We start from the raw sequence: 13,904 nt of genomic DNA on the forward strand, positions 1-13,904 counted from the left end.
AGCATGAATCCACTGCTGTCCCTGCTCCCCACGAGCAAAAAAAAGGGATTGAATGCAAGGCTGACTCAGCAATTTGCTTACATAAGCTCTCAGACAGGCGATCAGCCTTTATCATCTCATCACAGTCGTTTTATGTGTCGTTATGGCTATGGAAGGTCTGCTGAATCTGCCAGTATGGGAGAAAGCGGACAGGATTTTGCCGCAGTACGTATTCATAAATCTGTCTGTTGTTTTGTCTTGTGTGATGGTGTCGGGCTCAGTTACCGAGGAGATTTTGCAGCTCGCTATCTGGGTTCTTCTTTACTGGATTGGATGGAACAGAGACAGGATCTGTCTGCTAATCAATTAAGGGAGTATCTTGAGCGTCTGGCAGGTGCAGCTACTGAGGAACTGGATCGGCAGCCTCTGGATCACGAATCAGGCTTAATGCGTTCAGTATTGGAAGATAAACGTCGACAGGGAAGCCAGTCCATGTATATTTGCGGTAAAATCGAACTGCCGAAACGAGGTACCCGTGGTCGTCTCCGACTTGCCTGGCAAGGGGATTCACGTTTGCGATTGTGGAACGGTACGGAAGAAATCAGCGAACTATTTGATCATACCTTCTCTACTGCGGAACGCTGGTCTACAAGCCGTGGACCGATTGGAGGGAAGCCGCATTGGTACGAAAGAAGCATACCCGCAGATATGCCAATGAGATTACAGGTATACACGGACGGTTTGTCCGATTTAGATCCTATTCGCGAACCTGTCCCTGATGAGCAGATACAGGTATTACTTGATGCGTCTCATACCGGGGGACTTGATGATGATGCGGCATTTATTGAGCTGCAGTGGTAAATGAATAAGCCAAAGGACGTATGCATCCATATCGATGGTTGTAGAACGTCCTTTTTTGATGGATACATAGAAAACTGAGAATAGGCAAGATATTTACGAAATGTAACGAGAGAGAAGAAGAAAAGATGCACTAATGCACGAAATATTCGATCTTTTCCTGAATATCGCAAAGGAACAGCAAAAAATGCGCAAAAATGGTGATTATAAAGTATACCCTTTTGGGTAATCTTGTGATTATACAGATTATTGAAAGGGAGCGATAAGTATGAGCTATACATATGCAGGAGGCGCGCGCTTTGAAGGCAAAACTGCTCTAATTACGGGGGCTGGTTCTGGTATTGGCAAGGCAACGGCTATTCAAATGGCTAGAGAAGGAGCAAATGTCGCTCTTTTTGACGTAAGTAATGATCGCATTTTGGAGACGGAAAGAGAAATTAATGCCATACGTGAAGGGTCAGCCCGGGCTTTTGACGTGGACATTGCCGATCCGGTGCGTGTTGAAAAAGCAGTGCTGGAAGCGGTTGAATTGTTTGGCGGGCTGCATATCATTTTTGCCAATGCGGGGATTAACGGGGTCGTCGGACCAATCGAGGAGCTGAGTATTGAGGATTGGCGGCAAACCTTGTCAACGAATCTGGATGGCACCTTCCTGACGGTGAAGTATACAATACCACATTTGAAAAAGAACGGTGGCGGCAGCATTATCATTACCAGCTCGATTAATGGAAATCAGCGCTTTACCAGCTTTGGGATGTCAGCCTATAGCACATCAAAGGCAGGTCAAACTGGTTTTGCTAAAATGGCGGCCCTAGAGCTGGCCAAGTTCCGTATTCGTGTCAATGTCATTTATCCAGGGGCCATTTCGACGAATATTGATGAAACCACGGAGAAATCGGAAGGGTTGAAGCAGATTACCATCCCTGTGCAATTTCCCGAGGGAGATCAGCCGTTAGCAGATGGACCGGGACAGCCCGAACAGGTTGCTGATTTGGTAACATTCTTGGCCTCTGATCATTCGCGTCACATCACTGGCGCACAAATTGTGATTGATGGGGCAGAGTCGTTATTGTTTTAGAAAATGGAGTATTCTCTGGGGCAGAGAAATGTTTGTGGTATCCTGTGTGTACTATATTGGTTACGGTGCGAATGTGAAGCTCACATAAAAAACAGATTCTTCGCACCTCGGAATTTGTCGAAATAAATTTATATTCACTTTTATCGTTAGAAGTCAATAGTGGATTCAAGCTTTTTAAGCATCGTGTTTTTCGAAAATGCAGGAATTGATACCTTAGGGTATTAATTCCTGCATTTTTGTTGTCGCACTCTATACGCGTGGGATTGGAGTCATCATATCGCTACCATTCGCGGTCGGTAGGATGCTTTGCAACATAGCTTTTAAATTTCTTATACAAATAACTCGCATTATATATCTAAAAGATATATGATTGATGTATCTAAAAGATATATTGGAGGATTAAAATGATGAACGAATTTTTTATTTTAGGTGAATTAATGGAAGAACCGCAAAGTGGTTATAGTTTACGTAATGCATTACAAGCCACTTTAGGACGTCATAGAAAAATTAGCTATGGCGTGATTTATCCCCTACTTGAAAAATTAGAGAACAAAGGTTTTGTACAAATAACTAATGTAGAATCAGACGGAAAAAATAAAAAAGTTGCTACTATTACAGATAAAGGAAAGGAACGTTTTTTTGAACTAATGAAAATGCCTGTTCCAAGTGGGGCTCACAATGCTGATATCTATTTAATAAAGCTTGATGTGATGCAGCATCTTGCTCTAGATGAACAAATACAACTATTAGATCAATTCTATCAGGAACAAAAAGATATCGTAGAAGATACGCAAGACGCGCTACAAGAATTAGCTGAAGAAGATTCAAAAGATCACTGGTATGCAAGTAAGAGGTTTGAGTTACGACTACAGCAAGCAAATGTGGCAATTGAATGGATTGAAAAATTTAAACACGAATTAAAGAAAGGAGGGTGGTAAACAGAATGACAAAAGAAATAAAAATAGCCTTGTTAATGGCTGCGAGTCTCTTTATGGAGATTTTAGATGGAACAATTGTAACTACCGCACTACCTAAAATGGCTCAATATTTTCATACAGGTTCGGCAACAATTGCTTTACTCATCAGTGTGTATTTGATTACAGTTGCCGTTTTTATCCCTTTGAGTGGATGGATGGCTAATCGATTCGGGAAAAAGAAGATTTGGATTATTGCTGTTATTATTTTTACACTTAGCTCATTAGGTAGTGCAGTAGCACCAAGCTTCACTTTCCTTTTAATAATGAGAATTATACAAGGAATTTCTGGTGCTTTATTGACACCTACAGCAAGACTGATTGTATTAGAAAAGACACCGCCCTCACAGCTATTGAAAATGTTTAGTTATCTCATTTGGCCTGCTCTTGTAGCACCCGCAATAGCACCATTGATTGGCGGATTTATTGTTACTTACTGGAGCTGGCAGTGGATTTTTCTGATCAATGTGCCAATAGGTTTAATTATCGTATTAATCGGTATAAAATTAATCGATGCTGATAAGATAAATAAAACAACAACTTTTGACTTTTTGGGATTTTTAGAAATTACCTTTTCATCCAGTATAATTCTAGTTGGAGCAGAGCTAGCCACTCACGGAAAAAATTATTGGCTTAGTGCAATAGGATTAATTGTCTTAGGCGTGATACTAGGATTTATAGTATTCAAGCACTTGAAAAAAGTAGACAATCCACTATTTTCACTTGATGCATTAAAAATAACTTCTTTTAGAATCTGCCAAACAAGTGGTTCTGTTTTGTGGCTATGTGTCGGGGCATTGCCATATATCCTCACAATTTTTTTACAAACGGTCTTTCATTGGTCAGCAGTAAAAGCAGGTAGTTATGTGTTATTTATTTTTATTGGAAATATTGGAATCAAACCTTTTACCAATACAATTATTCGTAAATTAGGCTATCGTGGAGCATTATTGTCATCATTTGTGATGATATTTATTACATCAATTGCTTTAGCTTTCATTCAAATTAATACTTTTCCTATTGTGATCATGTTTCTTGCATTAGTCTCAGGTGTAGGACGATCACTAGCCTTAACTGCTTACAGTGGACTGAGTTTCTCTGAAGTAGACACTAAAGATCGAAATAGTGCCAATACTTTGAATGCTGTCGTTTCAACATTAGCTCAAGGGATGGGAATATCACTTATGACAGTTGTTGTGGGTTTATTACAAATCTTCTTCCCAATTACTATCGCATATGAACTAGGTTTTGTGTTTCTTGGTCTATTGATGATATTCCCAGCAATTGAAGTACTGTTTCTACCTAAAAATATTGGTCATGCAACAATCGGCGTTGCATATGTAAAACACTGAGTATGTTCTTGTATGGTTCTAATCTTCATCTCTTATCGTCTTAGAGTGGGTTTTGTCGGGAATGTTAGTGATACCCCTCACTTCGTGTACGTGCATGGATGACATGAAAAAAGAAGTCTCGTATTGTGACCCGCCCAGCAGTAAATAGTACAAATTCCTTTTTAACGGATTCCTTGTTCAACAAATTGCCCCTTACTTTTGTGCAATAATTAACTAACATTGCTATGGTTGAAGTATAACTTAAGATAGGAGTTGCTTATGAGAAGTTTCATGAGTAAGTTTCTTAAGCGTTATGCATCGATTTTGCTGAGCTACGCAATAGTTATAGGATTATTTTACGCTTTGGGGTATAAGATGAGCGCTATGGGCTTCTTTGCAATTTTCACAGGAATTGTGATTGGATTAATAATCAACTTTGTATTATCAAAGCGAGAGAAATAAACCTATGTATCCCTTGATTGCATCCACATCAGGGGATTTTTCATGTTACTAAAAGATCGAATAGAGTTTCTGAATGGAATTTCTATATCTTTTACTGGTGAGAATGCACATAGAGAAATGAATTCAGTCATTGTCAACACTATGGAATACTTTACTTGGATCAATCCAATCATTTTAGGATGTCGCTCGTCCAACATGTCATGTCTCATATGTGCTTGGGATCGAAGAATAATCGGTTTTCTCCTACAGGAATACAGGACAACCTCATTATATGTAAGCAACAGTGGCAAAGGACTCCCGGTTTATTTAATATAGATTGTACATAGGACGCTTATTACAAGGAGTGAATGAGAATGTTCTCTAGAATGGCAGAGCAGAAGATTGCCGAGGCGATGGCCAAAGGTGAGTTTGATCATTTGCCGGGAGAGGGCAAGCCACTGGTGATTGAGGATTTGTCACATGTTCCAGAAGAGCTGCGGATGTCGTACAAGCTGTTGAAAAATGCAGGTATTTTACCGGAAGAGCTACAGCTGCAAAAGGAATGTGTTCAGCTACGTGATTTGCTTCACGCTTGCCATGAGGCAGGAGAGCAACAGCGCATCAGTCGCAGGCTGACTGAGAAATCACTTCGTCTTCGTATGCTGCTGGAGGAAAGAGGGCTGAATATGTCGTCTGTATTTTATGAATATGAGTCTGCTGTGCGTCAGCGACTGGAGGAATAACAGCGAGAGGAGCAAAGGGCAGAATGCCCTTGTCCATCCACTTTGCTTTCTGTGTTTAATCTCATTACCGTTGCAGTGCAGATAATTTCGTGAGGCATTGTTTGGTCAGGATGACTGGCTCCCGAGGCAGCTTGTCCAAATGAAAGCCATCGATTAAATCCATAGCCTTCACAGGCTCAGGAGAATCCAGCAGTCCGGAAAAGTAGGCGAGCCAGCCAATGACGGCTTCCGGTGTAATTCCTTGCCGGCGCATGGCTCGGAGCGCTACGCCACCATGTCGTTTGGCCAGTCTACGTCCATCCGGACCCAGGACAAGGGGGACGTGTGCGAAACGTGGCGGCACTAAGCCCAGTGCTTGGTATAACAATAGCTGACGGGGAGTCGAATCGAGAAGATCATATCCGCGCAGCACATCGGTCATATGCATATCCGCATCATCGACGACGACGGCAAGTTGATATGAAAACATGCCATCCGCCCGTTTGATGATAAAATCGCCCCCCTCCGACGCACGGAAGGATACATGACCAGCTACCTGATCATGAAAAGAAATAATATCATCTGAATGCTGCGGTACTTTAAAACGAAGTGAAGGGAGTTTATGCTGTGCTTTAGCTAGAGCTTCTGAAGAGCTAAGGTTACGACATGTCCCTGAATATGCAGGTCCTTCACCCGACAGTCCGTGCGGAGCATGGGCGGCAGCCATAATGTCTGCCCGACTGCAAAAACAAGGATACAGTAAATCTTGCCCCTGGAGTTTCTCCAATGCAGATTGGAAGCGTTCCAGTCGCTGGCTCTGACTGTAAGGACCATAGGGACCGCCAATGTCGGGTCCTTCGTCCCAATCCAGCCCGATCCAGCGCAAATCCTCCATAATTCCTTGCGCCAATGCGCTGCGAGCTCGTGTCATATCAATATCTTCCATGCGCAAAATATAGGTTCCGCCTAGGGAACGAACATGCAGCCAGGATAATAAGGCGGTGCGAGCGTTTCCTAAGTGTATCCATCCCGATGGTGTTGGGGCGAATCGTCCTCTAATGGGTTGGGTTTGTAATTCCATACAAAGTTACCTCGATTCTGTATTCCGTGTTTCCACAATCCGTCCTTTAGCAATCCATATCAACCATATTATAAAACGATCTTGCCGCGAGTGCATCCCGACAAGTATAGGAGATGGCACGGGAAAGTGTGCATACCTGCGATGACCAGACGGCAAATTTAAATATCTGTATAATAGATTTAGAAGAATCATGCACGACAGGTGAGATGAAATCCCTTTGCTGTGGACCAGCTTAACATTTTTTATTCACTTTTCAATAATTACAGATAGTGAAAAATTCACAATAGAGAAAGAATTCAAACTTAGATTCTACGCCTCAAGCGTATCATTGGAGAGATTTCATTGACAGATAAACAATTGCCTATTACGCAAGTCATCCCCGAGCTTAAGCATGCCTTGTTATCCCATTCAGCGGCGGTCCTGATTGCACAGCCGGGAGCGGGGAAAACAACAGTAACACCATTAGAACTGCTGCATGAGCCGTGGCTGGCGGAGCAAAAGATAATTATGCTGGAGCCGCGACGCTTGGCAGCACGTGCGGTAGCAGCGCAAATGGCAAGGGCGCTAGGCGAGTCAACTGGGAAGACCGTAGGTTACCGGGTTCGTATGGATACAAAGGTAGGACCAAGCACGCGGATTGAAGTGGTTACGGAGGGCGTACTGACCCGGATGTTGCAACTTGATCAGGCTTTGGAGGGAGTCGGTCTGATTATTTTTGATGAGTTTCACGAACGCAGCTTGCATGCAGACTTGGGCTTGGCACTTGCCCTGCAAAGCCAGGCGCTGCTGCGACCGGATTTGAAAATATTAATCATGTCTGCCACCCTAGAGGCAGAGCCTGTATGCAGACTGCTAGGGGATGCACCCTTACTGGAGTGCCCAGGCACCGTATTTCCGGTAGAAACCTTGCATATGTCCAAGCCTTCGTCAACCTCATTAGAGTCTTTTACGGCTGAGACGGTAGAAAAGGCGCTTTATGCCCATGAAGGCGATTTACTGGTGTTTTTACCAGGGGCTAGAGAAATTCATAGAACAGAACGAGAACTCATGTCCAGAAATTTACCGGCCTCCGTCAAAATCATTCCGCTGTACGGCAGCATGAAGCTGGAGCAGCAAGATGAGGCAATACGCCCGTCGGCTCCGGACAGCCGTAAAGTGGTATTAGCCACCTCGATTGCCGAGTCCAGCTTGACCATCGCCGGGATTACGGTGGTGATCGATAGCGGACTGTCACGCGAATCAGTGTTTTCCCCGCGAACCGGCATGAGCCGTTTGACCACCGTTAAGGTGTCCAAGGCCTCCGCCGATCAGCGGCGCGGGCGGGCGGGCCGTCTCCAGCCGGGCGTATGCTACCGGCTGTGGAGTGCGCAGGAGCATGCTGCGCTCCCTGATTCCAGCCGCCCGGAAATCGCGGCGGCGGATCTGGCCCCGCTCGCGCTGGAGCTGGCGGCCTGGGGCGTGCGCGAGCCTGCCGAGCTGGCCTGGCTGGATGCCCCGCCTGATGCGGCGTACCACCAGGCCACAGGTCTGCTGCGTCAGCTTGGCTGCCTGGAAGTCGCAGCCGATGGCACAGCAGGCGGCATCACCGCGCATGGGCGCGAGGTATCCGCCTTGGGTACGCACCCGCGCTTAGGACACATGCTGCTGCGCGCAGCAGCCCTCGGCCTGGCCCCAACCGCCAGCCGTCTGGCGGCGCTGCTGCAAGAGCGGGACCCGTTCCGTTCTCATGGCGGAACGGATTTGCGCCCGCGGCTGGATGCCTTGTGCGAGGCGGCTCATGCCCGCAGCACGCACAGCCTGCTGGGAGCGGCAGACGATACGGTGATTCGTCGTATCGTGCAGGAGAGTCGGCAGCTGCTAGCCACGCTGCCGACCACAGCCGCATTGCAGGACGAGCCTGACGGCTCCGCGGCCTGCGGGCTACTGCTGGCCTTTGCGTATCCGGATCGGATCGCGCAGGGCCGAGGGGATGGCCGCTTTTTGCTTAGCGGCGGCCGGGGGGCGCGACTCCGACAAGTGGAGTGGATGTCGCGTTCATCCTATCTCGTCGCCGCCGAAGTGGACGACGAGGGAGCAGATGGCGCCATTCAGTTGGCGGCACCGATTGAACTGCAAGAGCTGATCCAGCATTGCAGCGATTTGCTGCTGGAACAAGCCAACGTGTACTGGGATAGCTCCGCTTCAGCCGTGAGAGCCCGCAAGGTACTTCGGCTGGGCTCGCTCATCTTAAAGGAAACATCCTATGAGCGACCTCCGGCTGAGGAAATCGCGGCTGCATTAATACAGGGTGTGCGGGAACGTGGCCTCAAACTGCTGTCCTGGAATCGGCAAACACTTCAGTTGCAGGCGCGTCTGATTTTTATGCACTTCTCTGCGCCCGAGGATTGGCCTGACAGCTCGGAATCCGCGCTGCTGGATTCACTGGAATCATGGCTGCTGCCATTTGTAGTTGGTGCCAAAAATTTAGCTGATCTGCAACGACTGGACGGTAGTGAATTGCTGCTTGGTAGATTGAATTGGGAACAGCGACAGCAGCTCGAACAGGAAGCACCGACGCATATACGTGTACCCAGTGGTTCTCGTATTCCTGTCGATTATTCGCAACCTGAGGCACCTTCACTGGCCGTGAGACTACAAGAACTGTTCGGCATGAAGGATACGCCCCGTATTGGACGCGGACGAGTTCCGATTGTGCTGCACCTCCTGTCACCAGCCCAGCGACCTGTGCAAGTGACATCCGACCTGTCCAGCTTCTGGAGCGAGGCATATTTTGAAGTCAAAAAGGACCTAAAAGGAAGATACCCCAAGCATTATTGGCCAGATGATCCACTAGAAGCTGTGGCGACTAACAGAGCAAAGCCCAAGCGATAATCGGCAGCCGAACCTGGAATAGACATCATCGCGAATTTTGTAAAATCGTTTAAACGTCAGGATAGTGGGGTAATAAAAAAACGAACCACTCAACAACAACATATTGGGAGGTAACTATCATGGCTAATAACTTAAACGATTATAATGAAAAGAAAATTGTTGGTGTTTTTGATACCGAGCAGGAAGCATCTCGTGCAATTGGACAATTGCAGAGCAAAGGAATCCCAAGCAGTGAAATTTCTGTGATCACACGTGACCGTGACGACTTAAGGACGATTAGTGAAGAGACAGGCACCAAAGCACCGGAGGGTGTGGCTACAGGAGCGGCTACTGGTGGTGTTGTAGGCGGTGTCGCTGGCTTGCTGGCAGGCATTGGTGCCTTGGCGATCCCAGGTATCGGACCTATTCTTGCTGCTGGACCTATCGCGGCTACCCTTACTGGAGCAGCTGTTGGGGCGGGAGCAGGTGGCTTGGTCGGTGGACTGGTCGGACTAGGCATTCCAGAAGATGATGCCCGTCAATACGAGACATACGTCGATCAGGGCAAGATTTTAGTGCTGGTGGATTCCGCTGATCATCACAGGGATGTTTATGATATTTTCCGCACCAATCGTTCTCTGAATGCGGATCGTTACAGAACATATGATGATACGGTGGCAGATTCGCGGACAGGTGCGTACACAGATACTAGAAGGAACCTGTAAACACCGAACGGCTAGTTAAGGACGTGATTTAACAGGCTTTTCTATCTCCTTTGTATACAGGTTATTTCTACAGCAGCAGTCTCCCCGAGAGGGAAGACTGCTGCTTTTATGTGTTACCTACTTATTGAAACCACCTAAGTCAGATGATGCTTGGCTTGCATTGGCACGTTTATCCTCCTATATATTTTTATAGAATTGTCGTTATAATAGATTTGGGGATTTTACAAAAATCCTGGATTTATAAATTGCTAGATGCAACAGGAGAGTGACATGAGTCAAAAAGAGAGAATTTCCGAAGTTGCTTTGCTGAGAGGACTGGCTTTTGCAGCCGTTGTTCTTCAGCATTCCGTCGCACACTATGCGGTTGCGCAGGGGGCGCGCATCCAGGACGGAGTTGTGATGACACTATTACTGCTGTGTTCCAAATTTGCAGTGCCTGTGTTTGTGTTTATTACTGGAATGGTGTTATTTTACAATTATGATGGAGCCTTAAAATATGGAACGTTTTTACGTAAACGATTCATGGACATCATTGTTCCTTATATTATATGGTCTCTTTTATACGAGTTGGGGAATCAGCTTGCGCAAGGTGGAGGATTTATTCACCCGTTAGATTTTGTCCAGAAGCTGCTGAACGGGAAAAGCAGCTATCATCTATGGTATATCGTTATGATTATCCAATGTTATGTGTTATTTCCCGTGTTTCGTTATGCTGTACGTCGTTTGTCCGCGCTACTGCCTTCAACATGGCGACCCACTGCATTGGCTGGATTCAGCGTACTCTATATTTTGCTTATGTTCGCGGTTGGACCCGTATATCAAGTGATGGATCAGCTCCAGCTTCCCGTCATTTCTTCTTGGTTTACCATATATGCTGACCGGAATGTGATCTATTTTTTCTTTTATTTTATATTAGGAGCGGCAGCCGGGATGAACATCAAGCGTTGGAATGCTTGGGTCATCAAGGCACAGTTGGTATACTGGCCGTTGTTTATCGTGATTACAGGGTACTTGCTGTATGAGATGATTGGTCAGTTCCAGACGCCGCAAGGTACGGTTCTTTCCTTTAATTACTTGTCTCTGCTACGTCCGGTCATGGCTGTATATTGCATCACGTCTATTTTTGTAGCTTATCGGATAGCAACGTGGATTGCTCACAAGAGAGGGCGTGCGGCGAGGGTGCTAACGGCCATCGGAACATTGTCCTATGGAGCGTATCTGATGCATGCCTTTATGTTGCGCGCAACCTACTATTTTGATAGTGCGTTGTTTGCCGATTGGAGTCACGTTCTTCGTACATTGGCTTCATTTGTTCTTTGTATGATCTTTTCCATTGCTGGAACATGGGTGCTGGCACATTTGCCTTTGGGTAAATGGATTGTGGGTCTTCGGATTCGTCCTCGTCCGGCAGGAAGTCCGCCAGCCATACAAAAGCAAGCTTGATTCAGCGATCAAGTTACATTATTTCACAAAAAGTATCCCGAAGCCCTCAGAAGAAGGCCGAGGGATACTTTTTTAAGTGGTATTATTCTATTTCAATACATGAAAAATTCACAATAGAAAATCATAAAATCACCCTCAGCGCTACGCACACTACTCTAGAATGCTTCATTCCATAGTTCTCGTCATCTTAACACCAGTCACAAGGGAGGGAGAATTCTCGTAAGCTCTCATATTTATGAAAGGAAATAGTCTATGGACGCAGAGTGGTTTATAATGGAAGATAAGAGACTTGAATAAGGTGTAGAGGAGGTTGTGAAATGGCGTTTATGATATCCCAGCGGGCTTTTATCAAAATTTATCTGATCACAATGGTAGAGAGGCATCGCGGATATGGATATCAGATGCTCGAATCGATGAAAGATGAGTTTAGTGGTTTCGGATATGTTCCGCCTCAAAGCGAGGTCTACCGGGCACTGCATGAACTGGTTCAGGAAGGCGTTTTTTACCGTACCAAACGATTAAAAGGAACAGACCCGCGTGTAGATTTCCAGGAGATTGTGCTCTATCATTTCACAGACGATGGAGAGGAGAAAGCTCGGCTGTACAAAAAGCAGGTCAAAGCCGACCTGGACCGTTGCTTAGGTATGCTGCATAAAGCGGAACAAGACAACTATTCCTGACGACGAAAGGATGAGAATGATGGGTAGAAAGCTGAAATGGGGAATTTTAGGCACGGCGGAGATCGCCAAAATCGCTGTAATTCCGGCGATTCAGCAATCCGAACGCGGAGAAGTACTTGGAATTGCTAGTCGTAATGCGGATAAAGCCACTGAGGCCGCCCGGGAGTTCGATATTCCGAGAAGTTATGGAAGCTATGACGAGCTGTTGGCCGATCCCGAAATCGGAGCAGTGTATATACCGTTGCCGAACCATCTGCATGAAGAATGGACCATAAAAGCAGCGGAGGCCGGCAAGCATGTTTTGTGTGAAAAGCCATCTTCTCTTAGCTCGGCCGGGACAAGCCGTATGATTGAAGCATGTCGCCGTGCAGGAGTGACTTTTGCAGAAGCTTTTATGTATCGCTATCATCCCAAACATCGAAGAATTAAGGAAATCATCAATAGTGGGGAAATTGGTGACATTCGCGGCATTCATTGCACGTTTACATTTAACAATACCGATCAGGCAGATAATGTGCGCTTTAATAAAAGCATGGGCGGTGGCTCGTTGTATGATGTGGGCGTATATCCGATATCAGCCGCTCGTATGTATTTGGATCGGGAGCCGGAGGCAGTGACGGTACATGCTTTATTTTCCCCGGAGCATGACAACGTTGATATGATGGCCTCCGGTCTGCTGGAATTTCCGGGTGGAGTCAACCTTACTTTCGATTGTGGCATGTGGGCAGCCAACCGTTCCAACATGGAAATTCTCGGCAGCAAGGGTACGATTGCGATGCCCAAAATGTTCGGTTGGGAAAGAACGTCTGTCGTACCACAAATTTTCGTTCACGTTGGTTCGGTTACGCGTGAGGAACGTCTAAAGGGTTTTAATTCTTTTGAACTGCAAGCTGATGCTTTTGCCGAAGCCGTGCTTGACGGTATTCCTTTGCCATATGAGCCAGAAGATGCGGTTAGTAATATGAAAGTGATCGACGCCTGTATTGAATCAGCTCGCAGTCGTAAACGGATAGAGATTGGATAAGCAGGATTACCGTATTCCCAGAAGGCATAAAAAGGCAGCCTGTCCCAAGGACAAGCTGCTTTTTTAGATGAACCAATACATAGGTATTTTTAATGAGTCTTTGCACATTCGAGCATTACATATTTTCATCATAATCTGTAACATCACGCTTGGCGGCTGTCGCAGGCGAATTCGATGTGCCGTATTTTTCTACTGCGTCCCATGCGCCCGCATCGTCAAATCGTCCTGCATTCCGTTGGCGAACCTCACCTGCACCTTTGGGCGGCGGAGTCATAACCTGTTCCTCGATTGGACGGTCATTCGATAATTCCCGTGTTGGCGTGTGCTCGACGGTATAGGCTGTATATGGAATGGCTTGTAACCGTTCAAAAGGAATTTCTTCGCCGCTCTCCACACATATTCCATACGTCCCATCTTCCATCCGTTGCAGGGCTGCATTAACCTGCTCCAGTTCGTTTTCCAGCGACTCGTTAATCGCCAGGTCACGGGATCGTTCAAAGGTTTCCGTCCCTATATCAGCAGGGTGGTTATCATAGGATGAGAGTTCCCCTGTGGAATCTGTCAGTGTTTCTCCCAATTTCGTATTTTCCTGACCATTTTGTTTAAAATGTTTTTCTAAGTCCTTTTTCTGCTCCAATAACATATGTTTCAGCTCTGCAAGCTGCGAATCGTTCAAATGGTTCATGATCATCTCTCCCCTTCATGGTGTGTATGAGTG

The 13,904-nt window shown here is 46.1% G+C and carries 12 protein-coding genes; 10 read left to right on the plus strand and 2 right to left on the minus strand.

The window, feature by feature from the left end; translation table 11 throughout:
- The first annotated feature begins 3 nt into the window (after positions 1–3).
- The 5 genes from MKX36_RS09945 (at position 4) to MKX36_RS09965 (ending at position 5,404) form a co-directional block, all read left to right on the plus strand.
- Positions 4–840, plus strand: a complete 837-nt coding sequence (locus MKX36_RS09945; protein WP_016821033.1) for a hypothetical protein — start codon at positions 4–6, stop codon at positions 838–840.
- A gap of 265 nt (positions 841–1,105) precedes the next feature.
- A complete protein-coding gene (locus MKX36_RS09950; RefSeq protein WP_017427968.1) occupies positions 1,106–1,915 on the plus strand; it encodes an SDR family oxidoreductase in 810 nt (269 codons plus the stop codon).
- A 404-nt stretch (positions 1,916–2,319) separates the two neighbouring features.
- Complete coding sequence (locus MKX36_RS09955; RefSeq protein WP_045243837.1) at positions 2,320–2,853, plus strand: PadR family transcriptional regulator; 534 nt, start codon at positions 2,320–2,322, stop codon at positions 2,851–2,853.
- 5 nt (positions 2,854–2,858) lie between these two features.
- Positions 2,859–4,241 (plus strand): MFS transporter, encoded by a 1,383-nt coding sequence (locus MKX36_RS09960; RefSeq protein WP_340864585.1) that lies wholly within the window; start codon positions 2,859–2,861, stop codon positions 4,239–4,241.
- Between the two features lie 788 nt (positions 4,242–5,029).
- The gene (locus tag MKX36_RS09965) at positions 5,030–5,404 is read left to right on the plus strand and encodes a DnaJ family domain-containing protein (RefSeq protein ID WP_025364688.1); all 375 of its coding nucleotides are present in this window, start codon (positions 5,030–5,032) and stop codon (positions 5,402–5,404) included.
- A gap of 64 nt (positions 5,405–5,468) precedes the next feature.
- Here MKX36_RS09965 and gluQRS read toward each other — a convergent pair whose 3' ends face one another.
- Positions 5,469–6,464: a tRNA glutamyl-Q(34) synthetase GluQRS gene (gene gluQRS / locus MKX36_RS09970; RefSeq protein WP_340864586.1), complete on the minus strand. Its 996-nt coding sequence runs from the start codon at positions 6,462–6,464 to the stop codon at positions 5,469–5,471.
- A 342-nt stretch (positions 6,465–6,806) separates the two neighbouring features.
- On the opposite strand from gluQRS, the gene hrpB reads away from it, so the two are divergent.
- The 5 genes from hrpB to MKX36_RS09995 all read left to right on the plus strand — a co-directional run bounded on the left by hrpB (position 6,807) and on the right by MKX36_RS09995 (position 13,186).
- Positions 6,807–9,335 carry an ATP-dependent helicase HrpB gene (gene hrpB, locus MKX36_RS09975; RefSeq protein WP_340864587.1) on the plus strand — a complete coding sequence of 843 codons (2,529 nt, stop codon included), beginning with the start codon at positions 6,807–6,809 and terminating at the stop codon, positions 9,333–9,335.
- 119 nt (positions 9,336–9,454) lie between these two features.
- A complete protein-coding gene (locus MKX36_RS09980; protein ID WP_017428324.1) occupies positions 9,455–10,039 on the plus strand; it encodes a general stress protein in 585 nt (194 codons plus the stop codon).
- Between the two features lie 270 nt (positions 10,040–10,309).
- Positions 10,310–11,482 (plus strand): acyltransferase, encoded by a 1,173-nt coding sequence (locus tag MKX36_RS09985; RefSeq protein WP_340864588.1) that lies wholly within the window; start codon positions 10,310–10,312, stop codon positions 11,480–11,482.
- A gap of 317 nt (positions 11,483–11,799) precedes the next feature.
- Positions 11,800–12,162 carry a helix-turn-helix transcriptional regulator gene (locus MKX36_RS09990; RefSeq protein ID WP_013310011.1) on the plus strand — a complete coding sequence of 121 codons (363 nt, stop codon included), beginning with the start codon at positions 11,800–11,802 and terminating at the stop codon, positions 12,160–12,162.
- A 19-nt stretch (positions 12,163–12,181) separates the two neighbouring features.
- The gene (locus MKX36_RS09995; RefSeq protein WP_193190043.1) at positions 12,182–13,186 is read left to right on the plus strand and encodes a Gfo/Idh/MocA family protein; all 1,005 of its coding nucleotides are present in this window, start codon (positions 12,182–12,184) and stop codon (positions 13,184–13,186) included.
- Between the two features lie 115 nt (positions 13,187–13,301).
- Here MKX36_RS09995 and MKX36_RS10000 read toward each other — a convergent pair whose 3' ends face one another.
- The gene (locus tag MKX36_RS10000; RefSeq protein ID WP_016821044.1) at positions 13,302–13,871 is read right to left on the minus strand and encodes a TraR/DksA C4-type zinc finger protein; all 570 of its coding nucleotides are present in this window, start codon (positions 13,869–13,871) and stop codon (positions 13,302–13,304) included.
- Positions 13,872–13,904 lie beyond the last annotated feature (33 nt).

This window comes from Paenibacillus sp. FSL W8-0439, from assembly GCF_038008995.1.
Taxonomy (GTDB): Bacteria; Bacillota; Bacilli; order Paenibacillales; family Paenibacillaceae; genus Paenibacillus; species Paenibacillus polymyxa.